We start from the raw sequence: 24,149 nt of genomic DNA on the forward strand, positions 1-24,149 counted from the left end.
TTGTAAATCAGCAATGAGGGGCATTTTTATCTAATTCCATCATCTCCTGAACGACCTTTTCCTGGTTTAAAAGATCCTCAACAAACTTGTATATATCACGTCTAATAGTTTTGTTATCTAAAGATCTAAGTTCATCACGCTTCACTGATTTCACTGTATTTTCGAGCGATGATAGCGGTGTTTTAATCCCTTTATTTTTTAATTCTTTCAATATCTCTTCATCACTTAAATTTAGTCCATACTTCAAATGGCTAACGAGTAGATGTAAGTGCAGTAATTCCTGAGAACCTTCTGTTTTCGGTATGTACTTTGTTATAGTATCTGAAATTCTCAATAGATACTTCATAACTCCCGAGTATGTTTCTATAAGGTTATATTTTCCTTTCTCTGGGCGACGATAACCTAGAGTCTCACATAATTCGATTAGCTTATCATAGTGAACATCATCAAGTCTTATTGTTAACTTTTTACCCCCAAGCTTATCCAATTTTTCCTTGCGTCTGTTTTGATATTCAATGTACTTCTCACGTCGATAAGCCAATTCTGCTTCTTCTCGAATTTCATTTTTCGTAACCATGATTTTTCCTATCTGAATCAAACCACCTTTAGATCTGATCATCAGATTAACACAGCATCCTTCAGAAATCTGATCATCAGATTTGAAGATCACGGAAATTTGGTCTGCGTTCAAACGAGCACGCATCAACCATCTGATATTTATATGAAAAAATTACACCCGCAAAAATCTGTAAAGACTAGCCGCATCAATTGGATGCGTAAACCAAACAGGCTTTTACGATGCACACCTCACGCTTGATCAAACTGAAAACCGTCCTTGAATACTGTGCCTTCTCACGAGCAACCCTCTATCGCCAGATAAAAGCAGGCCACTTCCCAGAGCCTGTACGCCTAACAGGTGGAATAGCAAGTACAAACGAATCCTCGCGGGCTGTTGCATGGCGAGAAGTGGAAATACTGCAATGGATTGCCAATCGTCAAAAAGTGTCGTTAGCAGAAACCAAAATTTGATGACGTTTATGGATCAGAAAATCCCATCCCTCTAATAGCACGTTATATGCACATAGATATAAATAGTGAGAGTAATAACTGATATTGATTCATATGCTGATTATGGCCTCATATGGGCTATGACTCTCACTATTCTGAGAAGGAATAGTTATGTTATTACACAGAAGCAACATAGATATATGTCAATCTTTAAAGATCGGTAGAGACAATGACGGGCACAATCTAAAAATAAGAATTGATAAGTTAACTGTAGTTAGTAGTTTTCTTTCTGAAGAGGAAAGAAAGGAAGTGTATAGTAAACTTGAAAAAATGAATCAACGGAGTGAAAGGATATATCGAGCTGAATACATTAAAAACAAAAATGAAAAACCTTACCGCAAATCACTAAATATATACAGTAGAAAGAAGAACTCTCCAGTTCTATTGCACATTGATTATGTTCCGAAGCATCCTAATACAGGAGGGCTACGTTTGGATTTTAATCCTCAACATATGACGAAAGTAAAAATAGATGAATTAGTATCATGGATAAATGGCAGCTTAGGTGAGATATTTTATCGGCTACTTATTCGAGCATGGGTTACAAGAATTGATGTAGCTCTTGATGTATATAACTGCAAGCTAGATGATTACCTATGGGGATTAAAAAACGCAGGGAAGAGCACGTATTACGATACTGAAAATGGATTACCTGGGGTTAGAATAGGCAGCAATCGCTCTCTTCTACATATTCATTGTTATGAAAAAGTTAATGCACGCCGTGACAGAAAACTCATTCTGAAGGGTCGTGCCAAACATATTAATATCAATCTGGATGAGCATAAGCGCTTCTTGCGCATCGAAGCTCGATACAAGCCAGGCGCTAAACCAACCAGTAAGAAACAGGATGCCTTGATGCTGTCCCAACTCCTGGAGATGAGAAACCCATTCAAACGGCTGCAAGTCTATTCTAACGGCTTAGGAAAGGAGTTGCTTATGAGAGGGTGTCTTACTACCCTCCCAAAAGAACCCAGCGTTATAGCGCTGAAAGCCAGTCTCAGACAACAGCTAGGGCGTTCACGCTTGACTGCCTTACTTGCTAGACATAGAACAGTGCTTTTCGATGAACGTGAGATCTGGAATCTGTGGCCACGCTGCGTTGAGCAATTAAGCAGCATATACAACATAGCATCTGCTTAGGGTGTACTTAAGGGTGTAGCTAATCGAAAAGACGATTAGATAAAACACTTATAAATCAAAGCATATATAGCACTACTCAACATTCTAATTCAACATCGAGTAAACCTCATTCCCACGTAGCCCGTCGCGATGCGATGGTGCTACGTGCTTTCTTTACACTCCGTACCTCCCTCGCCACTCTCGGATTACTTTTTCTTATCCATTTTTTAATCCATTAAAAATAAGTAACGCATAAATAGCGGATGTATTGCAATATCTACATAAACTATAGTTATCAAAACTGCTTCACCTTAGAAAATCTCAATCGTGATATTACGCACAAATCGTTAGTCTCTGCCCTCAGTAAACCAGGGGGAAGACATGCTGTTACACGTTCTCTACTTAATTGGCATTACTGCCGAAGCCATGACCGGGGCGCTCGCTGCGGGTCGACGCCGTATGGATACATTTGGCGTTATTATCATTGCCACCGCGACAGCAATTGGCGGCGGTTCCGTACGCGATATTCTGCTCGGTCACTATCCGCTCGGTTGGGTACAGCACCCTGAGTACGTGATTATTGTCGCTTCTGCTGCGGTTCTGACGACGATCGTCGCCCCTGTAATGCCTTACCTACGCAAACTGTTCCTTGTACTTGATGCGCTGGGCTTAGTGGTCTTTTCTATTATCGGCGCTCAGGTTGCGCTGGATATGGGGCATAGCCCGGTCATCGCTATTGTGGCGGCTGTCATTACCGGCGTATTTGGCGGCGTATTGCGTGACATGTTCTGCAAACGTATTCCGCTGGTCTTCCAGAAAGAGCTGTATGCTGGTGTTTCCTTTGCGTCTGCCGTGTTGTACATCGCGCTACAACACTACGTATCCAACCACGACGTCGTGGTTATCTCCACGCTGGTTTTTGGCTTTACCGCTCGCTTGCTGGCGCTGCGTCTCAAGCTTGGCCTGCCGGTGTTTTACTATCGCCACGAAGGTCACTAAGGGCTAAAGCCGTTAATATGCCGGGCAGCCAGCCAGTTGCCCAGCGCCCGTATTTCCGGGTTATCCCGCCACTGGATGACCCGCCTGGCGCGCCCCTCCCCTGTCGTCGGAAGCTGTTGCCAGTATTCTGCCTGGCGTGCCAGTAACTGCCCCCATGAACGATCGCCGCTGGCCTTAAGCGCCGCCTGCGTTAACGGTATGCCCATCGCCATCACCCAGCGGATAAATGGCCGATGCCGCACCAGGTTAAACTGATGCCACAACTGCTTGCTTTTTTCTTTACTAAACCCAGGTGTCGCCTGTAGTTGTTCCTGCGTTAACGCGAGCCAGGAGAAAATATGCTCGAAACGATGCGCCTGGTGAAGCACACGCCATCCTGCCTCCCCCATCCCGTCAACCTCCAGCACCTCCTTCGACCCCAGCCAGACCAGCCTGGCGATGAACTGCTCCTGGCATACCTCAGTCGCATAAAAACAGGTTAATGCGTTATAGCGATTCCCCGGCGGTGCGGGCTTATCCCGTTGAGTGCTACGCCAGACAACCTTATCAATACGCGGAATCCCCTGTCCGGCAAGGCTGACAAGAATGTGGTCACCTGGCGCAATGTCCCACTCCTCCCAGCGCCTGACAGACCCTACATTTACGCGCTTCACCCGTTTATCATCCAGCATCACTGGCGCAAGCGACGCCACAACCGAGATTTTCCCGCTCTTGCCAACAGCGAACTGAACCCCGGTGACTTCAGCCACTTTTGCGACCGGAGGATACTTCCAGGCAACCAGCCAGTCGCCCTGCCCGGGCATCCAGTGTCTGGCCTCGGGTTCTTTACCCGTTCTTACCACGACTCCATCAATAACGAACGGTAATCCCGTTGTCCACCATGCTGTACGCACGCGTTCAACATCATCAGCGCTTTTCACCGGTTGAGAATATTGTTGTGCAAAGCCAAATCCTGCCCCGGACAGTTGACGCAAGCGCTCAGGCATCGTTGCCGGGCCATCAGGCCATGCCCAGATGAAAACAGACAGCGACTGGAGCGACGAGGTGTTATTCTGGCGCATCATCATTCCGGCGACCTTCGAACGGGCATTCATTCCTCCCATCTGCCGCTGAATATGGTTGTCGCGCAGCAAAAAAATCTCACCCTGCAACGTGCTATTGGCAAGCGCGCCTTTTGTGCTTTGCGGTACTGCGGGTATTAAACGCACCTTCTGCGTCCAGTCCTCGCCTTTAAGCCCGTTCCCCCGGCTAATCGCTCTGACCAGACGCCCATCCCGGTATACGAGAGTAACCGCCACTCCATCCACTTTCGGTTGCACCCACAAATCGCTGCGCTTACGCATCCACTGCTGCACCGCCTGTTTGTCCGCAAGCTTTCGCACCCCCGTATGCGGAACAGGATGGGGCAATGAGCCGCTCACTGGCGGCGCCAGTTCTGCCCCGGTATCACCGCCAAAGCAGCGTTGCCATTGCACCAATTGCGCGCTGAGCTGATCGTAAACGCTATCTTCTACCGCACTAACCCCCTGCTGCCAGTAACTGTCGTTCCACTGGGCGAGCTGCTGCTGTAGCCGGGCGATTTCGTCATTCGCTCTGGCTGGCGACCAGTCAGGGCAAGCCGCCCATACCGGGAAATGCCACAGCAACAGACTCAGCACGATGCTTTTCCCTCTTCTCATCAGTACCTCCGCTGTAGATTGCGGGCCAGGTATAACGCGGGGCGTCATCAAAACCGAGAGGAAAAAAGCGATCGTGCGAACACGCTTCCAGACATTTTCATTGATTGCAGTAACTACACGGTAAATCAGGAAACAGGTACGCAAAACGCAATAAACTGACGCAAAAAGTGTGACAAAGGCTACGTCACATAGCGGCGACGTGTATAATAAGCTCGTATGTAGGCTCTCTTTCGATAATCACATACATAAGATACTCATGGCTCAAGGCACGCTTTATATTGTTTCTGCCCCCAGTGGCGCGGGTAAATCCAGCCTGATTCAGGCGTTGTTAAAAACCCAACCGTTGTATGACACCCAGGTTTCTGTTTCACACACCACGCGCGCGCCGCGTCCGGGTGAAGTGCATGGCGAGCATTATTTCTTTGTCGATCATCATGAGTTCAAAACCATGATTGGCAGAGATGCGTTTCTGGAGCACGCTGAAGTGTTTGGTAACTATTACGGCACATCGCGTGAAACCATTGAGCAAGTGCTGGCAACGGGTGTGGATGTTTTTCTGGATATCGACTGGCAGGGCGCGCAGCAAATTCGTGAGAAGATGCCGCAAGCGCGCAGTATCTTTATTTTACCGCCGTCCAAAATTGAGCTGGACCGCCGCCTTCGCGGGCGCGGTCAGGATAGCGAAGAAGTAATCGCAAAACGTATGGCGCAAGCTGTTGCAGAAATGAGCCATTACGCCGAATATGATTACCTTATTGTGAATGATGATTTCGACACCGCCCTGGGCGATCTGAAAACCATTATTCGCGCAGAACGTCTGCGCATGAGCCGCCAAAAGCAGCGTCATGACGCTTTAATCAGCAAACTGTTGGCAGACTGAACCCACTTTCAGTATCATGCCCAGTCATTTCTTCACCTGTGGAGCATTTTAAATATGGCACGCGTAACTGTTCAGGACGCTGTAGAGAAAATTGGTAACCGTTTTGACCTGGTACTGGTCGCCGCGCGTCGCGCTCGTCAGATGCAGGTAGGCGGCAAGGATCCGCTTGTACCGGAAGAAAACGATAAAACTACCGTAATCGCGCTGCGCGAAATCGAAGAAGGTCTGATCAACAACCAGATCCTCGACGTCCGTGAGCGCCAGGAACAGCAAGAGCAGGAAGCCGCTGAATTACAAGCCGTTACCGCTATTGCTGAAGGCCGTCGTTAATCACAAAGCGGGTCGCCCTTGTATCTGTTTGAAAGCCTGAATCAACTGATTCAAAACTACCTGCCTGAAGACCAGATAAAACGTCTTCAGCAGGCGTATCTCGTTGCACGTGACGCTCACGAGGGTCAGACACGTTCAAGCGGTGAACCCTATATCACGCACCCGGTTGCGGTAGCCTGTATTCTGGCCGAGATGAAACTCGACTATGAAACGCTGATGGCTGCGCTGCTGCATGACGTGATTGAAGATACTCCTGCGACCTACCAGGACATGGAACAGCTTTTTGGTAAAAGCGTTGCAGAGCTGGTAGAAGGGGTATCCAAGCTTGATAAGCTTAAGTTCCGCGATAAGAAAGAAGCGCAGGCTGAAAACTTTCGCAAGATGATTATGGCGATGGTGCAGGATATCCGCGTCATTCTCATCAAACTTGCCGACCGCACTCACAACATGCGCACGCTGGGCTCATTACGCCCGGATAAACGTCGCCGCATCGCCCGTGAAACCCTTGAGATCTACAGTCCGCTGGCGCACCGTTTAGGTATTCATCACATTAAAACCGAGCTGGAAGAGTTGGGTTTTGAAGCGCTGTACCCAAACCGCTATCGCGTGATTAAAGAAGTGGTAAAAGCCGCTCGCGGCAACCGCAAAGAGATGATTCAAAAAATCCTCTCTGAGATCGAAGGGCGTTTGCAGGAAGCAGGCATTCCGTGTCGCGTGAGCGGGCGTGAAAAGCATTTGTACTCTATCTACTGCAAAATGGTGCTCAAAGAGCAGCGTTTTCACTCCATCATGGACATCTACGCCTTTCGCGTGATCGTGCATGATGCCGATACCTGCTATCGCGTACTCGGCCAGATGCACAGCCTGTATAAGCCGCGTCCGGGGCGCGTAAAAGACTATATCGCCATTCCAAAAGCGAACGGTTATCAGTCTTTACACACTTCGATGATCGGCCCGCACGGCGTTCCGGTTGAGGTACAAATCCGTACCGAAGACATGGACCAGATGGCGGAAATGGGGGTTGCGGCGCACTGGGCTTATAAAGAGCACGGTGAAACCAGCACCACCGCGCAAATCCGCGCCCAGCGCTGGATGCAAAGCCTGCTGGAGCTGCAACAGAGCGCCGGTAGCTCGTTTGAATTTATCGAGAGCGTTAAATCCGATCTCTTCCCGGATGAGATTTACGTTTTCACACCGGAAGGGCGCATTGTTGAGCTGCCTGCCGGTGCCACGCCGGTCGACTTCGCCTATGCCGTACATACCGATATCGGTCATGCCTGCGTAGGCGCGCGCGTCGACAGGCAGCCATACCCACTGTCACAGCCGCTTACCAGCGGTCAGACCGTCGAAATTATTACCGCCCCTGGCGCACGCCCGAATGCGGCATGGCTTAACTTTGTCGTCAGCTCAAAAGCTCGCGCCAAAATTCGCCAGCTGCTGAAGAACCTCAAGCGTGATGATTCCGTCAGCCTGGGGCGCCGTTTGCTCAACCATGCCCTCGGCGGCAGCCGTAAACTGGCTGAAATCCCGCAGGAGAACATCCAGCGCGAACTGGAGCGTATGAAGCTCGCAACGCTGGACGATCTGCTGGCGGAAATTGGTCTGGGCAATGCGATGAGCGTGGTGGTGGCGAAAAATCTTCAGCAAGGCGAAGCCACCGTACCTGCCACAACGCAGTCCAATCATGGGCATTTGCCGATTAAAGGCGCGGATGGCGTGCTGATCACCTTTGCGAAGTGCTGCCGCCCGATTCCAGGCGACCCGATCATTGCGCACGTCAGCCCAGGTAAAGGGTTAGTGATCCACCATGAATCCTGCCGCAACATCCGTGGTTACCAGAAAGAGCCAGAGAAGTTTATGGCTGTGGAATGGGACAAAGAGACGGAGCAGGAGTTCATCACCGAAATTAAGGTGGATATGTTTAACCATCAGGGGGCGCTGGCCAACCTGACGGCGGCAATCAACACGACGACCTCCAATATTCAGAGTCTGAATACGGAAGAAAAGGATGGTCGCGTCTATAGCGCCTTTATTCGCCTCACCGCGCGTGACCGCGTGCATCTGGCGAATATCATGCGCAAAATCCGCGTAATGCCGGACGTGATAAAAGTCACCCGTAACCGAAACTAGTTTTATGAACTTACAGCGTTATGCGCGTATCTGCGAGATGCTCGCCAGGCGTCAGCCTGATCTGACGGTCTGCATGGAGCAGGTCCACAAACCTCATAATGTCTCGGCGATCATTCGCACCGCCGACGCAGTAGGCGTACACGAAGTTCACGCCGTCTGGCCGGGCAGCCGTATGCGCACCATGGCGTCGGCGGCAGCGGGCAGCAATAGCTGGGTACAGGTGAAAACCCACCGTACCATCGGCGATGCGGTCAGCCACTTGAAGGGCCGGGGCATGCAGGTTCTGGCGACTCATCTCTCTGATAAAGCCGTTGATTTCCGCGAAATCGATTACACGCGCCCAACCTGCATCCTGATGGGGCAGGAGAAAACCGGTATCACCCAGGAAGCCTTAGACCTGGCGGATCAGGACATCATCATCCCGATGATCGGCATGGTGCAGTCACTTAACGTTTCCGTCGCTTCCGCTCTGATTCTCTACGAAGCGCAGCGCCAGCGGCAGAACGCAGGCATGTACCTGCGTGAAAACAGCATGCTGCCGGAAGACGAACAGCAGCGCCTGCTGTTTGAGGGCGGCTATCCGGTGCTGGCGAAAGTCGCCAAGCGCAAAGGTCTACCCTACCCTCATGTAAACATGCAGGGTGAGATCGAGGCCGACGCCGCCTGGTGGTCCACGATGCAGGCGGCAGGGTAATCACATGAAAGGCCGTTTGCTGGATGCCATCCCGCTCAATTCCCTGACCGGCGTTGGCGCGGCGCAAAGCAGCAAACTGGCGAAAATTGGCCTGCACACCGTGCAGGACCTCCTGTTGCACCTTCCCCTGCGTTATGAAGATCGCACCCATCTTTACCCGATTGGCGAACTGCTGCCGGGCATTTACGCCACTGTTGAAGGCGAAGTGCTGAACTGCAATATCACCTTCGGCGGTCGCAGGATGATGACCTGCCAGATTAGCGACGGCTCCGGCATTCTCACCATGCGCTTTTTCAACTTCAGCGCGGCAATGAAAAACAGCCTGGCGATCGGGCGGCGCGTACTGGCCTATGGTGAAGCCAAACGCGGGAAGTACGGCGCGGAGATGATTCACCCTGAATACCGCGTGCAGGGCGATCTCAGCACGCCAGAGCTTCAGGAAACGCTCACGCCCGTTTATCCGACCACCGAAGGCATTAAGCAAGCCACGCTGCGTAAGCTCACCGACCAGGCGCTGGACCTGCTTGATACCTGCGCCATTGCCGAGCTTCTGCCGCCTGAACTTGCGCAAGGAATGACGAGCCTGCCGGAAGCCTTGCGCACGCTGCATCGCCCACCACCGTCGCTACAGCTTAGCGATCTGGAAACCGGGCAGCATCCGGCGCAGCGACGCCTGATTCTGGAAGAACTACTGGCGCATAACCTGAGCATGCTGGCGCTGCGTGCCGGCGCGCAGCGTTTTCACGCCCAGCGGCTTAGCGCGAACGATTCACTGAAAAATCAGCTGCTGGCCGCATTGCCGTTCAAACCAACGGGTGCGCAGGCGCGCGTGGTGGCGGAGATAGAACGCGACATGGCGCTCGATGTGCCAATGATGCGTCTGGTGCAGGGCGACGTCGGTTCCGGTAAAACGCTGGTCGCCGCACTGGCTGCGCTACGCGCCATTGCGCACGGCAAACAGGTGGCGTTGATGGCGCCGACAGAACTGCTGGCCGAGCAGCATGCCAGTAACTTCCGCAACTGGTTTGCACCGCTTGGTATTGAAGTGGGTTGGCTGGCAGGTAAACAGAAGGGGAAAGCGCGCCTGGCGCAGCAGGAAGCCATCGCCAGCGGGCAGGTACAGATGGTGGTCGGCACCCACGCGATTTTCCAGGAGCAGGTACAATTTAACGGGCTGGCGCTGGTGATTATCGATGAACAGCACCGCTTCGGCGTCCATCAACGCCTGGCGCTGTGGGAAAAAGGTCAGCAGCAGGGGTTCCACCCGCATCAGTTAATCATGACCGCAACGCCGATCCCCCGCACCCTGGCAATGACCGCCTATGCCGATCTCGATACCTCCGTGATTGATGAGCTACCGCCGGGTCGCACACCTGTCACTACCGTTGCCATCCCGGACACCCGTCGTAGCGATATTATCGATCGCGTCCGCAATGCCTGTACCCAGGAAGGCCGCCAGGCATACTGGGTCTGTACGTTGATTGAAGAGTCAGATTTGTTAGAAGCCCAGGCTGCGGAAGCGACATGGGAAGAGCTCAGGCTCGCCTTACCGGAGTTGAAGATTGGTCTGGTTCATGGGCGGATGAAACCCGCAGAGAAGCAGGCGGTGATGGCGGCCTTTAAGCAAGGTGAGCTGCACCTGCTGGTCGCGACAACGGTGATTGAAGTCGGGGTGGATGTCCCCAACGCCAGCCTGATGATTATCGAAAACCCGGAACGGTTAGGTCTGGCGCAATTACACCAGTTGCGTGGACGCGTGGGCCGTGGCGCGGTGGCCTCCCATTGCGTACTGCTCTACAAATCACCGCTCTCGAAAACCGCACAGAAGCGCCTTCAGGTCTTACGGGACAGCAACGACGGCTTTGTGATTGCGCAAAAGGATTTAGAGATTCGCGGCCCCGGTGAACTGCTGGGCACGCGTCAGACGGGTAACGCCGAGTTCAAAGTGGCGGATTTGCTGCGCGATCAGGCCATTATCCCGGATGTTCAACGCATCGCCCGTCACATTCACGAACATTATCCGCAACAGGCAACCGCCCTGATTGAACGCTGGATGCCCGAAACCGAGCGTTATTCCAACGCCTGATAACCCCTGCCCGAGACCGTTTGTAAAATTTATAAATGCAATCGTTTGCTTTTACCATCTGGTCAGATAAAATCACCGCTTTTCCACCATGGGATTGCCTCTGATGTCTGTTAACACCGTCGAGTCGGCAAATGCGCAACCGGTTGCGCAGACGCAAAACAGCGAACTGATTTACCGTCTTGAAGATCGCCCGCCGCTCCCTCAAACCCTGTTTGCCGCCTGTCAGCACCTGCTGGCAATGTTCGTCGCGGTCATCACGCCAGCGCTGTTAATCTGCCAGGCGCTCGGTTTACCGGCACAAGATACTCAACACATTATCAGTATGTCGCTGTTCGCCTCCGGTGTGGCCTCAATTATTCAAATCAAAGCATGGGGGCCGGTCGGTTCAGGGTTGTTATCTATTCAGGGCACCAGTTTTAACTTCGTCGCCCCGCTGATTATGGGCGGCACCACGCTGAAAACCGGCGGAGCGGACGTCCCCACCATGATGGCAGCGCTATTCGGCACGCTGATGCTGGCAAGCTGCACCGAGATGGTTCTCTCCCGCATACTGCATCTGGCGCGCCGCATTATCACACCGCTGGTCTCCGGCGTGGTGGTGATGATTATCGGTCTGTCGCTGATCCAGGTGGGTTTAACATCCATTGGCGGCGGCTATGCCGCAATGAGCGACAACACCTTTGGCGCGCCCAAAAACCTGATGCTGGCAGGCGTTGTACTGGCGCTGATCATCCTGCTTAACCGCCAGCGCAACCCCTACCTGCGCGTGGCCTCGCTGGTGATCGCGATGGCGGCAGGCTATCTGCTGGCCTGGTTTATGGGGATGCTGCCGGAAAACACCACACCGGCAACACAAGACTTAATCATGGTGCCCACGCCGCTGTACTACGGTCTGGGCATTGACTGGAACCTGCTGCTGCCGCTGATGCTGGTCTTTATGATCACCTCACTGGAGACCATCGGCGATATCACCGCCACCTCCGATGTCTCCGAGCAGCCGGTCTCCGGGCCGCTGTATATGAAGCGTCTGAAAGGCGGCGTGCTGGCTAACGGCCTGAATTCCTTTGTTTCCGCCGTGTTCAATACCTTCCCCAACTCCTGTTTCGGGCAGAATAACGGCGTGATTCAGTTGACCGGCGTGGCCAGCCGTTATGTCGGCTTTGTGGTAGCGCTGATGCTGATCCTGCTCGGCCTGTTCCCGGCAGTAAGCGGCTTTGTGCAGCACATTCCTGAACCGGTGCTCGGCGGCGCCACGCTGGTGATGTTCGGCACCATCGCCGCTTCCGGCGTGCGTATCGTCTCCCGTGAGCCGCTGAACCGCCGCGCTATCCTGATTATCGCGCTGTCGCTGGCTGTCGGCCTGGGCGTTTCTCAGCAGCCGCTGATCCTGCAATTTGCGCCAGACTGGGTGAAAAACCTGCTCTCCTCCGGCATTGCCGCTGGGGGCATCACCGCTATCGTTCTGAACCTGATTTTCCCGCCAGAGAAGCCGTAAGCGAAATGCGGCGATGATCGACAATCATCGCCGCTGTAACGCTCTTTCACCATTCCCGCCTTGAGGATTGCGCGTAAATCGTGCATAACTCAGATGTGTGCACTTCGCGGGATGGAAGACCATGAAATTTATTGGAAAGCTGATTCTCTACATATTGATTGCCCTTTTGGTGGTGATCCTCGGCCTCTATTTTCTGCTGCAAACCCGCTGGGGCGCGGAGCATGTAAGCGCCTGGATATCAGAGAACAGCGGGTACAGCCTGACATTTGATGTCATGGATCACCGCTTTTCCGCACCGTCCCACGTTTTGCTTGAGAACGTCACGTTTGGCCGGGATGGCCAGCCCGCCACGTTAGTCGCGAAAACGGTGGATATCGGCCTGAGCAGTCGCCAGATAACCGATCCCCTGCACGTCGACGCCATCCTGTTGCAGGACGGCACGCTCAATATCTCCCCGCAAACCGCACCGCTTCCTGTTCAGGCTGACCGCCTGCAATTACAGAACATGGCGCTTAACAGCCCGGGCGGTGAGTGGAACCTGAGCGCTCAGCGCGTTAACGGCGGCGTGGTTCCCTGGCGTCCCGAAGCGGGCAAGGTATTGGGGAATAAGGCACAGATCCAGCTCAGCGCCGGTTCACTCACGCTGAATGATGTTCCCGCGACCAACGTGCTGATTGAAGGCAGCATTGATAAGGAACAGGTAATCTTAAGCAACATTGGCGCAGACATTGCGCGCGGCGCCTTAACCGGCGTGGCGCGACGCAACGCGGACGGCAGCTGGGTGGTGGAAAATCTGCGTCTGAACGACATCCGGCTGCAAAGCGATAAATCGCTGACCGACTTTTTTGCCCCGCTCACCGCTATCCCGTCTCTGCAAATTGGCCGTCTTGAAGTGACCGATGCCCGCCTGCAAGGCCCGGACTGGGCAGTAACCGACCTCGATCTCAGTTTGCGCAACCTGACGTTCAGCAAAGATGACTGGCAGACGCAAGAAGGCAAACTATCGATGAATGCCAGCGAGTTCATCTACGGTTCTCTGCATTTCTTCGATCCCATTCTGAATGCCGAATTCTCACCGCAGGGCATTGCGCTACGCCAGTTCACGACCCGCTGGGAAGGCGGTATGGTCAGAACATCCGGCAACTGGCTGCGTAATGGCAAAGCGCTAATCCTCGACGATGCCGCCATTGCCGGGCTGGAATACACGCTGCCGGAAAACTGGAAGCAGCAGTGGATGAAACCTCTGCCTGGCTGGTTAAACAGCCTGACGCTGAAAAAATTCAGCGCCAGTCGCAACCTGGTGATTGATATCGACCCGGCTTTCCCGTGGCAGCTCACCGCGCTGGATGGTTATGGCGCGAATCTGGGACTGGTGCAGAACCATCAATGGGGTATATGGAGCGGGAACGCAACGCTTAACGCGGCAGCCGCGACGTTTAACCGTGTGGACGTGCGTCGCCCCTCTCTGGCGCTGGCGGCAAACAGCAGTACAGTTAACATCAACGAGCTGAGCGCATTCACGGAGAAGGGGCTGTTAGAAGCTACGGCCAGCGTTTCGCAACTCCCCCAGCGCCAGACAAAAGTCAGCCTGAACGGACGCGGCGTGCCAATGAACGTCTTGCAGCAATGGGGATGGCCTGCGCTGCCCATTTCCGGCGACGGCAACATCCAGCTTACCGCCAGCGGTAATATCCAGGCGGACGCCCCACTGAAGCCAACGGTAAACGGCCAGTTGCACGCGGTAAACGCCGATAAACAGCAGGTGACGCAAACAATGCGGGCAGGCGTTGTGTCAGGAGCGGAAGTCACGCAACCACAGCCTGCGCAATAATGTGTTTTGCCCGGTGGCGCTACGCTTACCGGGCCTGTGACAGGTTTTCTCACGAAACGTCGCATGAACGTTATGTGTACTCATAATTCCCAAAAGATATGAAAACAGGTAACTCATGGATTTTGTGAAGATTTATATGAAACCGATCATGGTAAGGCGAAAGGCTGATGAAAAAAGTGAGTGGGGGGATGTGGAAACCTTGAGAAAGTAGCTATAATGCGCCCCGCCTCCATGTAGCAATGTGGGCGCGGAAGATCGTCGTCTCCGGTGAGGCGGCTGGACTTCAAATCCAGTTGGGGCCGCCAGCGGTCCCGGGCAGGTTCGACTCCTGTGATCTTCCGCCAAAGTTCCTCACTCTTCCCCTGGGTCTTAAGCCAATTCCCCAAACTCATTCCTTCATTGCGACCTGATCTTTAAACGCCCTCACCCATTATTAAGAAATCGATTATGGCTGTATCGTCCTGACGGCCTGGAGCAAACGGGAGAAAACATTACCTGGTGAACTAAAAGAAGCACAACCGCAGTTAAAAAGGATTAAGGGCGCGCTGATTCCCCTCGTCATATTGTGCGCCGGATGGCGCTTACGCTTATCCGGCCTACAAAATACAAACGGCAACGCGTATCGCCTCACATCGGGGGGAGTTCCAGTCTTTCGCAGCGTGCTTTTACCGCTTCGTGCAGCAGGCGGACTGCCGTCGAAAGCTGTTTGCGGTGCGGGCAGATCATGTTCAGCGGGACTTTCTCTCCCTGATAATCTGGCATCAGGCGCTGCAATCGCCCGTCACGCACATCTTCAGAGACATCAAGCCAGGATTTATACGCCATCCCCTCTCCGGCGATAGCCAGCCGCCGGATAACTTCAGCATCATCGCTCATCATGGTGCCGTTGACCTGTACGCTGCTGACGTCACCGTTGCGGATGAACGTCCAGCGGTCATGCAGGCGTCCGCGCAACACGAACGTTAACGCATTCAGATTCGCTAAATCATCGGGATGACGCGGATCGCCGTATTGCGCGACCCAGTCCGGCGAAGCCACCAGCACACGCCGGTTATCGGGGGAGACGGGCAGCGCGATGTAAGAAGCATCTTCCGTATTGCCGTAACGGAACGCGACATCAACCGGATCTTTAAATACATCGGCGACCTGATCGGAGAAAAACACCCGCAGGCGCAACGCAGGGTGGCGACGGCGAAACGACTGAAATACCGGGAGCAGTAAATTGCGCCCAAGATCGGAGGGCACGGCGATTTGCAGCGTACCGGAGATCTCATCTTCCGGCGTCTGAATTTTTTGCAGCCCGGCGTGCATCACCTCAAGCATCTGTCTGGCGTAAGGCAACCAGACCTCGCCTTCCGGCGTTAGCCGTAAGCTGCGGGTCGAGCGTGCGAACAGGCGAATGTTTAACGTAGACTCCAGCCGTTTGATGGCGGAACTGACCTGGGCAGGCTGTACCCCGGCTTCCCGCGCCGCATCGCTAAAACTGTTTAGCGCCGCCGCGCGAACAAACAACGTGAGATCTTCAAGCCGGAACATTTTCACTCCCCGAATATAAGTCCTGTCGTCGTGAGGCTATTTTTCCCGTTCTGCTGGCGGTTTACCATCGAATTATACAAACGATAAACCTGTTCCCACACCGGAGACGTTATGAAAGCCATCGCAATTACCCGCACCGCGCCAGAAGGCAGCAATATTGAGTTTTTACAGGACATTGACCTCCCTGTTCCGGTCGCCGCCGGACATGACCTGCTGGTTGAGGTGAAAGCCATCTCCGTTAACCCGGTCGATACCAAAGTACGCGCGGGTTTTAACGCAGAGACCCCGCGCGTGCTGGGCTGGGATGCCACAGGCGTAGTGAAATCAGTCGGCGAGGCGGTGACATTGTTCGCACCGGGGGATGAAGTCTGGTATGCCGGCGCGTTGGGCCGTCCGGGAAGCAACAGCGAGTTCCAGCTTGTTGATGAGCGCATCGTCGCGTTGAAACCCAAAACGCTGGATAATGCCGCCGCAGCAGCGCTGCCGCTGACCTCGATCACCGCATGGGAAATGTTGTTTGACCGCCTCGGCGTTGAAGAAGGCGGCAACGAAGGGGATACGTTGCTGATTGTCGGCGCCGCAGGCGGCGTGGGCTCCATCCTGACGCAGCTGGCCCGCAAACTCACCCGACTGACGGTGATCGGCACCGCGTCGCGCCCGGAAAGCCAGAAATGGGTACGCGAAGCCGGTGCGCATTATGTTATCGACCATAGCAAACCGCTGACGGAAGAGCTGGCGCGAATCGGCATCAACGCGGTGACGCACGTCGCCAGCCTGACCCACACTGATAAGCATTACCCGCAGCTCATCGAAGCCCTGGCGCCGCAGGGTAAGCTGGCGCTGATAGACGATCCAGCAACGCTCGACGCACGACCGCTGAAAACAAAGAGTATTTCGCTGCACTGGGAGTTTATGTTTACCCGCTCAATGTTTGAAACCGACGACATGCTCGCCCAGCATCAGCTACTGACCCGCGTGGCGCAGCTTATTGATGCTAAGGTGATTCACACCACGCTGGGCGAGCATTACGGAGCCATCAACGCGGCGAATATTCAGAAAGCGCACGCACAGCTTGAAACGGGCCGCTCCGTCGGCAAGATTGTGCTGGAAGGCTTCTGATAAGCCCCCAGGGGCGAGAAAGTCGCCCCTGCTTTTTTATGCGCCGCGTAAAACTATATGAACGGGTTGTCTCTTCCGGGACGAAATCGCTATGCTTGGCGCATCGCCCCTCTACCGCTAACGCCCATGATCAAAACGCTGCACATCGAAAACTACCGCTCGATTCGCCATCAGTCTCTGGAACTGGAACAGCTCAATATCGTCTTCGGCCCTAACGGCACCGGAAAGTCGAATATCTATAAGGCGATTCACCTGATGCACAGTGCGGCACAGGGGCAGTTCTCACAGGCGCTGGCGAACGAAGGCGGCATTCTGAAGGTATTCTGGGCCGGGAAAACGCGCAGCGACCAGTTGCGGCGCATGACTCTGGCGGTAGAAACAGAAACCTATGAATACGAGTTACAGGTAGGGTTTGTCGAGAAGCTCCCCTACCCGTCGCAGTTCGATCTCGACCCGGTCATCAAAGAGGAGTCTGTCTGGTTGAGCGGACACGCTCGCCGCCCCTCCTCACAGTTGATGAAACGTAAAAACCAGGTCGTATTCCTCAATAATATCCATCACGAGAAAGTCACCCACAGCGGCACGCTGTATGAGAACGAGTCGGTATTCGGCCAGTTGGGAGAGCCACACCTCTACCCGGAGGTGTCGCAGATGCGAGAAATGCTGCGCAACTGGCGCTTTTATCATGAATTTTCAGTCTCGTCTGGTTCTGCGATTCGTGTTCCGCAGGTGGGATTCCGCTCACCGGTTCTGGCCAGCGACGGAGCAAACCTGGCGGCAGCGTTCCAGACAATCGTCGAGATTGGCGATGAACTGCTGCTGATGCGGATTCTCGACCGGGCATTTCCCGGTTGCGTGTTCTACAGCGATAACAGCGGCGGCCGCTTTCGCCTGATGATGAAACGCGAAGGGTTGACCCGTCCGCTGGAACCTGCGGAGTTCTCGGATGGCACGCTACGTTTCCTGTGCCTGGCCGTAGCGCTGTTAAGCCCGCGACCGCCAGCTTTTATCGCGCTCAACGAACCGGAAAACAGCCTGCATCCGCAGATGTTGCCCGCCCTCGCCCAACTGATCGCCGAAGCCAGCCGCCATTCGCAAATCTGGCTCACCAGTCATTCGCCTGAACTGGCAAATCTGATCGAGAAACATGCCGCGTTTTCGCTGTATCAACTGGCGATGGAGGACGGTGAAACACAGCTTACCCGACTGTCGTAAAAGTGGGCGATGCTAACGCCCGTCTCGTTTGTGCCGCCATCTCTGCTATGATGCCTGCACATAAAAAAGACAAAACACCATGTTGAGGAAAAAATGGGGTCCACCAGAAGAGGGATGCTGAACGTCCTGATTGCCGCCGTATTATGGGGAAGTTCAGGGGTTTGCGCGCAGTACATTATGGAACAAAGCCAGATGTCGTCGCAGTTTCTGACCATGACGCGTCTGATATTCGCCGGGTTGATTCTGCTGATGCTCTCGTTTGTTCACGGCGACAAAGTATTTTCCATTTTCAAAAACCGCCAGGACGCCCTAAGCCTGCTGTTCTTTTCCATCATGGGGGCGCTTACCGTACAGCTCACCTTCCTGCTCACCATTGAGAAATCCAATGCCGCCACCGCAACGGTGCTGCAATTTTTATCGCCGACGATTATCGTGGCGTGGTTCTCGCTGGTACGGAAAGCACGCCCCGGCATTCTGGTGCTGACGGCCATTCTCACCTCTCTTATTGGCACCTTTTTGCTGGTAACGCACGGTAATCCGACATCGCTGTCTATCTCGCCTGCCGCACTGTTCTGGGGGATTGCCTCCGCGTTTGCCGCAGCGTTTTATACGACCTGGCCCTCTACGCTGATCGCGCGTTACGGCACGCTTCCTGTCGTTGGCTGGAGCATGTTGATCGGCGGCGTGATATTGCTGCCCTTCTATGCCGGGCAGGGAACGGATTTTGTGGTCAGCGGCAGCCTGATTCTGGCGTTTTTCTATCTGGTGGTCATCGGCACATCGCTGACTTTCAGCCTGTATCTGAAAGGGGCGCAAATGATTGGCGGGCCGAAAGCGAGCATTCTGAGCTGCGCGGAACCGCTAAGCAGCGCGTTGTTATCGCTGCTGTTGCTGGGCATCAGCTTCACCCTGCCGGACTGGCTTGGTACATTGCTGATCCTCTCGTCGGTGGTGCTGATTTCAATGGATTCCCGCCGTCGCGCCCGGGCGGCATAAGGCAAAAGAGTGGACTCCAATAATCTGGTCCACTCTTTTATCGCTTATAATGTCGCGTTAATGTTTATTAGCCTTTTGTATAATCTGCAATTTTTCTGGTCGATAAGCTTACGCGTCAGCGCCCAGCGCTCCCGATAAACCAGTTTATCGCTCACATTTAATTCCAGTGCGATTTCTTTAACCGACATGCCTTGTAAGAGATGAAACACAATTTGCTGCTCACGCAGCGTGAACAAGAAACTACTTGAACGGCATTTTCTATTACCATTAATCACCGCATTACAATGCACCATGAAAGCATCCATGCGCTCCCTGACCGCCGTAAGGCCATGCAGTCCGGCAACCGAAAGAAAAGAGGTATGGTCAGGGTTATACATATCGACAAAAAAGAGTATATGATTAAAACGCATTCGCTTTATCTCTTCCCCTTTTGCCGAGAGGGTAATATCGTGTTCGAGCGTGCGACTGCGTTGTTTATACGTCGCATCAAACCGCAATGAAAACGGAATAAAATTACTGTACTTATCGATCAGGTGAAAGGGTATATCTTCATTAAGCCCCATTTTCAATCCTGATTCATGCAGGGCATCTTCAAAAAGTGTATGAATGGCAATACCATCATAAATATTTTTCGTCAGGTAAATAAATTTAAAACGTAAGGATGAAGGGTTAAAATTAAGCATAACGTTATCCTTCGCATTAGTAGTTATAGGTATTGACCACGCCATAATCATCAATCCATGAGAGTGTTTTGACTGTGCCCTCCCCTTTTGTGTTTTTGGGTAAAACAACCGTTTTAGTTGACAATGGTGCCCAAAGACCATCATCAGGTAATTGCTTTATTTCTGTACCGTCATTCAACGTAAGATCCATTAATGTTACGTACAAAGGTGAGTTATTCTTTACTAACAGGCAGCGTTTTCCTCCACAATCAGATAAAGAGATGTGTAATTCTTTTATACTTTCCTCAAGGGTGATTGCTGCCAGTGCAGTGGGCCGCCAGAATAACTTCACCCGAGTACGAAAAGCGACCTGTAGCGCGCCCTTCTCCGCTTTACTATCAGCCACAGGAGGGACTTCCAGCGTGTTCAGCCAGAATAAAGACTCTCTGTCAGCAGGTAATGTATGCTGGTCGCCAGTAAACTGTACCCGCACCGCCCGGGATGTTTTTCCTTCAAGCCGAAAAATCGGAGGTAAAATGATAAACGGTGTTTTAATCTCCTCGGGACGATCAAAAATATTGTCTTTTTCAGTCCACAACTGCAATAAAACGGGTTTCAGCCCTTCATTGTAAATAGTAAATGATGTTTCGCGCGCCTTTTCATTAATTATCACTCGCGTGTAATTAATATACGTTGCCGACATAGCCGATGACGGCAATAAAAGTAAAATCAGGAAGTGGTTCAGAACATATTTTAGCCGTTTCGCCATGCCCCCTCCTCTATTTATAGACAAGGGTGAATGTCACTGCACCTCTGACATCGCCAGAAGAGACATTTGCCGCAGTCTGATATAAACCGGCACGCAGTGGCACGGTATAATTCGCATTGTCCTGAGCCGGATCATAATCCGTCAGGAGATATGCCGTATTAAACGACAGAGGGATATTCTGATCGTCCAACAACTGGATACCCACGCCACTCGCCGTTGAGGTGCTCGCCAGCGCAAAAACACCGTTGGCGTTATCAATAATGGCCGTGGTCGGCGTAAACAAATAGCTGATGCTCGATAACCCTGCCGGGCATTTTGTAAAGTTCAGATTAAAATCAGTACGCGCAGCGGTATAACCTATGCCACTAAAATCAGTTCGGCTAACAGCCGGTAAATTAACCGTGACATCCGACGTCGTACAGGTTCCCCCGGTGGTGGATATGATCAGCCCTCCCGCCAGAAAATCAGCGATCATATAGGTGCCGCTGCCAACAGACGTACTGCCCCCGTATGTCTGGTAGTGTCGCATATACATCGGGTCAAAGACGGAAGTGCTGCCTGCGGTTAACGATGTCGAGGTTTTTACAAAACGGATTTGGACATCCACGCCGAGATTCCATGAACTTCCATCGCCTGTCACCGTAAATAACTGCGAAGGCGTCTGCTGCCCTCCGGTCGCAATAGTAAGAGGATACCAGTCGCTGGTTTGCCCTTTTACCGTATAGCGCCAGCGAGCGATATACCCCAACCCGGTTTTTACCGTCGTGTTATAGACAGTATACGTTTGCCCATCGACCTGGGTAGTTCCCCAAACGGTGTAGGGGGGATACCCCTGTACCGCCATCGGGATGGCGTAGCTTTGATAATTGGTACGATGAGAGCAGGTCCATGCCGTCGGGTTGTAAGAGGTCGCCCATGTACCTAATAAATCGCCTACGGCAGCATCTTTACCCACCTGTACGGTCGTAGAGTCAAAGTACTGGTAGTAGCCATTGGTACGCTCACAGTTCACCCACGTCCCGTCCGCTCGCGCCACGCCGCACATCGCCACCAGTGCCAGAAAAGAGAGGGCAACGCCCGTTACGATAGTTTTCATCTTTCACTCCTTAATTACTGGCATACCGCATCAGCCCGACGTAAGTCGGCGACATCTGCGCTTTTCTGCTCTGATAAGCGGTAACTGAACTGGCACTCCTGACCCGATCCACTTCCCCATTTCACGCGCAATTTGCCCGCCAGATTCTTAACGCGCGCAAAACTTTGCCCACCCTGGGCGATGTAACCGACAGTATTGCCGCTCTCATCGACCACATCGGCGCCAAAAGGCAGCACATCACCGGCATGGCGGAGAGTGAAAAGCACGGAATACCCTGTATCCGTGGCGTATTTCATCAACACCACGGCGCCTGCGGTAGGGACGCTGTTCTGGCTGGTGACGTCCAGGGAGATATCATTCGATAGCCCCCGAGGGTCGAGCTCAATCGTGTTCTGGCGATAGGGTGAGAGGTAAGGCACTGCGGCATTGCCATTGCGGTTAAGGCTAAGGCTGCTGTTGTTTGCCACCTTTGCGCCTCCCGCATGTTCCGCTTCAATGACCGCCATGGTGTCCCCCATGATCGGCGTCAGCACAACGCCATTTTGCCAGGCGACAACACCGCCAGAGAGGTTCATGCCGTATTGCTGGTAACCCTGGCCTGCTGAGAAACTGCCGCCCATGCTGGTCCACGGCGAAGTCCAGTTACCACTGACGCCGCCCGTGGTTTTATTGCTGCTATGGTCGTAGTCATCCTGATTGACGAACGCGCCCCAGTTATACTGACGGTTCTCCCCGGAGGTGCCGGCGATTGAGTTTTGCAGCCCCCGATGCCCGCTTTCCTGAACATAGGTGGTACTGAGATAAGCCGAGCGCGCGCTGTTCCCTAACGGCAGGGAAATCCCTATCGCGATTTTGTTATCCCATTTGTCTTTCACTAAATCGCGGGTACGGCTGGCGTTGAGGTTAAAATTGAACCACTTGAACGCATTGGTGTAACCCAACTGATACTCGGTATCACGCCCGCTTTTGTTCCAGTAATCCTGAGTGCTGGCACTGAGATTAATGCTCCCAAGAGTCTCGGAAATAGTTTGCGTTGCGCTGAGTTGCAGACGATTCTTGCGGTTAATGCTGCTGGAATAAGCCCCTTTATTTGTCCGCTCTAAATCACGCATCAACATCGCATCGTCAATATCGTAATAACCGGAGCTGGAATAGCGATAGCTCGCCAGAGTGATATTGGTATCAACGACGGGCAGAATCCTGGCAAATGAAAAGCGGATGCTCTGGCCTTCACGCTTACTGTTATCCGCAAGCGTCGTTCGCGCATGCGTTATGTCAGCAGAAAGCGCGCCAATGAGCGTATTGAGCGCGACGCCACCTGCGACCGATTGATAATCCTCCCCGCCCATCGCACCGGTGTAAGTGGTCAGTAAGTTAGTAAAACCATGACGGAATGTCCCCATCGCAATCTGTGGTTTCTCATTCACGGAGGTATTCCGATAGCGCCCCGCCATCAGCGAATAGCGACTGGTTCCCGGGCGGAGCAGTTCAGCGATGGAAGCATAGGTCACGGTAAAACTGTGCTCACTCCCATCTGCCTCTTTAATCGTTACCAGCAGATCGCCGCCGGTGCCATTGGGGTACAGGTCATCAATACGGAACGCGCCTGGCGGAACCGTCGTTTGATAGATACGCGCGCCGCGCTGACTCACGCTGACGAGTGCGTTGGTGTTCGCAACACCGGTAATGACTGGCGCATAGCCTCGCTGGGAATCCTCATACATACGATCGTCAGAAGTCAGCATTACGCCCCGAAAACCAACGCTGTCGAAGACCTGGCCATCCGTGGTGGAATCACCCATCACCAGTTTGCTGCGCAGCGGAATAATGCCGCGCTCAAGATAAGTGCTGGTTGAGTCATAATGCCAACCCTGATCGTTGTTCCAGTTGAAAACACCGCGATAGCGTAAGCGCCAGGCATCCCAATTGAGCCCTCCCATCAGGCTCAGATACTGAGATGACATAGAGTCCGTTCCAGACATCTCTGCATGCCATGCGTTGTAATCATATTGCAACGTCGCAGCAGGAATACCGTTATCCCATAATTCAGGATTAACATAGCCGCGAACCTGGCGAAGCAGCCATATCTGAGGCGCCTGCACATTGATGCGCTGTGTCGTCACATCGTAATAAGCTGTTAAATCAGAAGATATATCACCGATACGCACACAACTTTCATTATTCTTTAACGACTGGCGCAGCATTGGATCAATTTTATCAATATCGATTCCCAGCGTTGATATCAGCTTCAGCGTAAAACACGGCTTGGCTACTACGGCATTGCTTTTATCATTTTCGAACTTAACTTCACCACGTCCTCGCCATTTGTCGTTCACATACAGATCGACATTATATTGTCCCTGCGGAACCGGGTTTCCCTGAGAATAGTTGCTAACATCAATCGCTGAGCGTAAAAAATCGCTATTAAATTGCACTTCATCATTT

Annotated in this window: 20 protein-coding genes and 1 tRNA gene; 14 read left to right on the forward strand and 7 right to left on the reverse strand. The window is 52.9% G+C overall.

Annotated elements, in window-relative coordinates; genetic code table 11:
• Positions 1–7 precede the first annotated feature (7 nt).
• Positions 8–703 carry a hypothetical protein gene (locus OGX81_RS14145; protein WP_104868014.1) on the reverse strand — a complete coding sequence of 232 codons (696 nt, stop codon included), beginning with the start codon at positions 701–703 and terminating at the stop codon, positions 8–10.
• Positions 704–798: 95 nt separating this feature from the next.
• Here OGX81_RS14145 and OGX81_RS14150 point away from each other — a divergent pair, with 95 nt between their 5' ends.
• The 3 genes from OGX81_RS14150 to OGX81_RS14160 all read left to right on the forward strand — a co-directional run bounded on the left by OGX81_RS14150 (position 799) and on the right by OGX81_RS14160 (position 3,186).
• Complete coding sequence (locus OGX81_RS14150; protein WP_016155001.1) at positions 799–1,029, forward strand: helix-turn-helix transcriptional regulator; 231 nt, start codon at positions 799–801, stop codon at positions 1,027–1,029.
• A 150-nt stretch (positions 1,030–1,179) separates the two neighbouring features.
• Positions 1,180–2,208 (forward strand): hypothetical protein, encoded by a 1,029-nt coding sequence (locus tag OGX81_RS14155; RefSeq protein ID WP_104868013.1) that lies wholly within the window; start codon positions 1,180–1,182, stop codon positions 2,206–2,208.
• 360 nt (positions 2,209–2,568) lie between these two features.
• Positions 2,569–3,186: a trimeric intracellular cation channel family protein gene (locus OGX81_RS14160; RefSeq protein ID WP_047460236.1), complete on the forward strand. Its 618-nt coding sequence runs from the start codon at positions 2,569–2,571 to the stop codon at positions 3,184–3,186.
• Here OGX81_RS14160 and ligB read toward each other — a convergent pair.
• A complete protein-coding gene (gene ligB, locus OGX81_RS14165) occupies positions 3,183–4,865 on the reverse strand; it encodes an NAD-dependent DNA ligase LigB (protein ID WP_104868012.1) in 1,683 nt (560 codons plus the stop codon). The genes OGX81_RS14160 and ligB overlap by 4 nt on opposite strands.
• Positions 4,866–5,121: 256 nt before the next feature.
• On the opposite strand from ligB, the gene gmk reads away from it, so the two are divergent.
• From gmk to OGX81_RS14205, 8 genes are all read left to right on the forward strand, one after another.
• Positions 5,122–5,745 carry a guanylate kinase gene (gmk, locus tag OGX81_RS14170; protein ID WP_012135783.1) on the forward strand — a complete coding sequence of 208 codons (624 nt, stop codon included), beginning with the start codon at positions 5,122–5,124 and terminating at the stop codon, positions 5,743–5,745.
• A gap of 54 nt (positions 5,746–5,799) precedes the next feature.
• Entirely contained in the window at positions 5,800–6,075 is a 276-nt protein-coding gene (rpoZ, locus tag OGX81_RS14175; RefSeq protein ID WP_000135058.1) for a DNA-directed RNA polymerase subunit omega, read from the forward strand.
• 18 nt (positions 6,076–6,093) lie between these two features.
• A complete protein-coding gene (spoT, locus tag OGX81_RS14180; protein ID WP_104868011.1) occupies positions 6,094–8,205 on the forward strand; it encodes a bifunctional GTP diphosphokinase/guanosine-3',5'-bis pyrophosphate 3'-pyrophosphohydrolase in 2,112 nt (703 codons plus the stop codon).
• A 4-nt stretch (positions 8,206–8,209) separates the two neighbouring features.
• Complete coding sequence (gene trmH / locus OGX81_RS14185) at positions 8,210–8,899, forward strand: tRNA (guanosine(18)-2'-O)-methyltransferase TrmH (RefSeq protein WP_049011031.1); 690 nt, start codon at positions 8,210–8,212, stop codon at positions 8,897–8,899.
• 4 nt (positions 8,900–8,903) lie between these two features.
• On the forward strand, positions 8,904–10,985 hold the full coding sequence (gene recG / locus OGX81_RS14190; RefSeq protein WP_104868010.1) for an ATP-dependent DNA helicase RecG: 2,082 nt from the start codon (positions 8,904–8,906) through the stop codon (positions 10,983–10,985).
• A 103-nt stretch (positions 10,986–11,088) separates the two neighbouring features.
• Positions 11,089–12,480 carry a xanthine/proton symporter XanP gene (xanP, locus tag OGX81_RS14195; RefSeq protein ID WP_104868009.1) on the forward strand — a complete coding sequence of 464 codons (1,392 nt, stop codon included), beginning with the start codon at positions 11,089–11,091 and terminating at the stop codon, positions 12,478–12,480.
• A 121-nt stretch (positions 12,481–12,601) separates the two neighbouring features.
• Positions 12,602–14,311: an AsmA family protein gene (locus OGX81_RS14200; RefSeq protein WP_104868008.1), complete on the forward strand. Its 1,710-nt coding sequence runs from the start codon at positions 12,602–12,604 to the stop codon at positions 14,309–14,311.
• A gap of 249 nt (positions 14,312–14,560) precedes the next feature.
• A tRNA-Sec gene (locus tag OGX81_RS14205) sits at positions 14,561–14,655 on the forward strand.
• A 283-nt stretch (positions 14,656–14,938) separates the two neighbouring features.
• Here the strand turns inward: OGX81_RS14205 and OGX81_RS14210 are convergent.
• Positions 14,939–15,847, reverse strand: coding sequence for a LysR family transcriptional regulator (locus OGX81_RS14210; RefSeq protein ID WP_012135792.1), 909 nt, complete (start codon positions 15,845–15,847; stop codon positions 14,939–14,941).
• Between the two features lie 111 nt (positions 15,848–15,958).
• Here OGX81_RS14210 and OGX81_RS14215 point away from each other — a divergent pair, with 111 nt between their 5' ends.
• The 3 genes from OGX81_RS14215 (at position 15,959) to OGX81_RS14225 (ending at position 19,177) form a co-directional block, all read left to right on the forward strand.
• Positions 15,959–16,966 (forward strand): zinc-binding alcohol dehydrogenase family protein, encoded by a 1,008-nt coding sequence (locus OGX81_RS14215; RefSeq protein WP_012135793.1) that lies wholly within the window; start codon positions 15,959–15,961, stop codon positions 16,964–16,966.
• Between the two features lie 126 nt (positions 16,967–17,092).
• Entirely contained in the window at positions 17,093–18,181 is a 1,089-nt protein-coding gene (locus tag OGX81_RS14220) for an AAA family ATPase (RefSeq protein WP_012135794.1), read from the forward strand.
• A 93-nt stretch (positions 18,182–18,274) separates the two neighbouring features.
• Positions 18,275–19,177, forward strand: coding sequence for a carboxylate/amino acid/amine transporter (locus OGX81_RS14225; RefSeq protein ID WP_024131066.1), 903 nt, complete (start codon positions 18,275–18,277; stop codon positions 19,175–19,177).
• Between the two features lie 44 nt (positions 19,178–19,221).
• On the opposite strand, the gene OGX81_RS14230 is transcribed toward OGX81_RS14225, so the two are convergent.
• Genes OGX81_RS14230 through OGX81_RS14245 form a run of 4 tightly spaced genes read right to left on the reverse strand, consistent with a single transcriptional unit; the run spans position 19,222 to position 24,139 of the window.
• Positions 19,222–19,860: a helix-turn-helix domain-containing protein gene (locus tag OGX81_RS14230; protein WP_012135796.1), complete on the reverse strand. Its 639-nt coding sequence runs from the start codon at positions 19,858–19,860 to the stop codon at positions 19,222–19,224.
• Between the two features lie 16 nt (positions 19,861–19,876).
• Positions 19,877–20,608, reverse strand: a complete 732-nt coding sequence (locus tag OGX81_RS14235) for a fimbrial biogenesis chaperone (protein ID WP_012135797.1) — start codon at positions 20,606–20,608, stop codon at positions 19,877–19,879.
• Positions 20,609–20,618: 10 nt separating this feature from the next.
• Positions 20,619–21,704 (reverse strand): fimbrial protein, encoded by a 1,086-nt coding sequence (locus OGX81_RS14240; protein ID WP_012135798.1) that lies wholly within the window; start codon positions 21,702–21,704, stop codon positions 20,619–20,621.
• A 14-nt stretch (positions 21,705–21,718) separates the two neighbouring features.
• Positions 21,719–24,139: a fimbria/pilus outer membrane usher protein gene (locus tag OGX81_RS14245; RefSeq protein WP_223849112.1), complete on the reverse strand. Its 2,421-nt coding sequence runs from the start codon at positions 24,137–24,139 to the stop codon at positions 21,719–21,721.
• Positions 24,140–24,149 lie beyond the last annotated feature (10 nt).

Origin of the sequence: Citrobacter sp. CK206 (genome assembly GCF_030333125.1) — a bacterium.
GTDB lineage: Bacteria > Pseudomonadota > Gammaproteobacteria > Enterobacterales > Enterobacteriaceae > Citrobacter_B > Citrobacter_B koseri.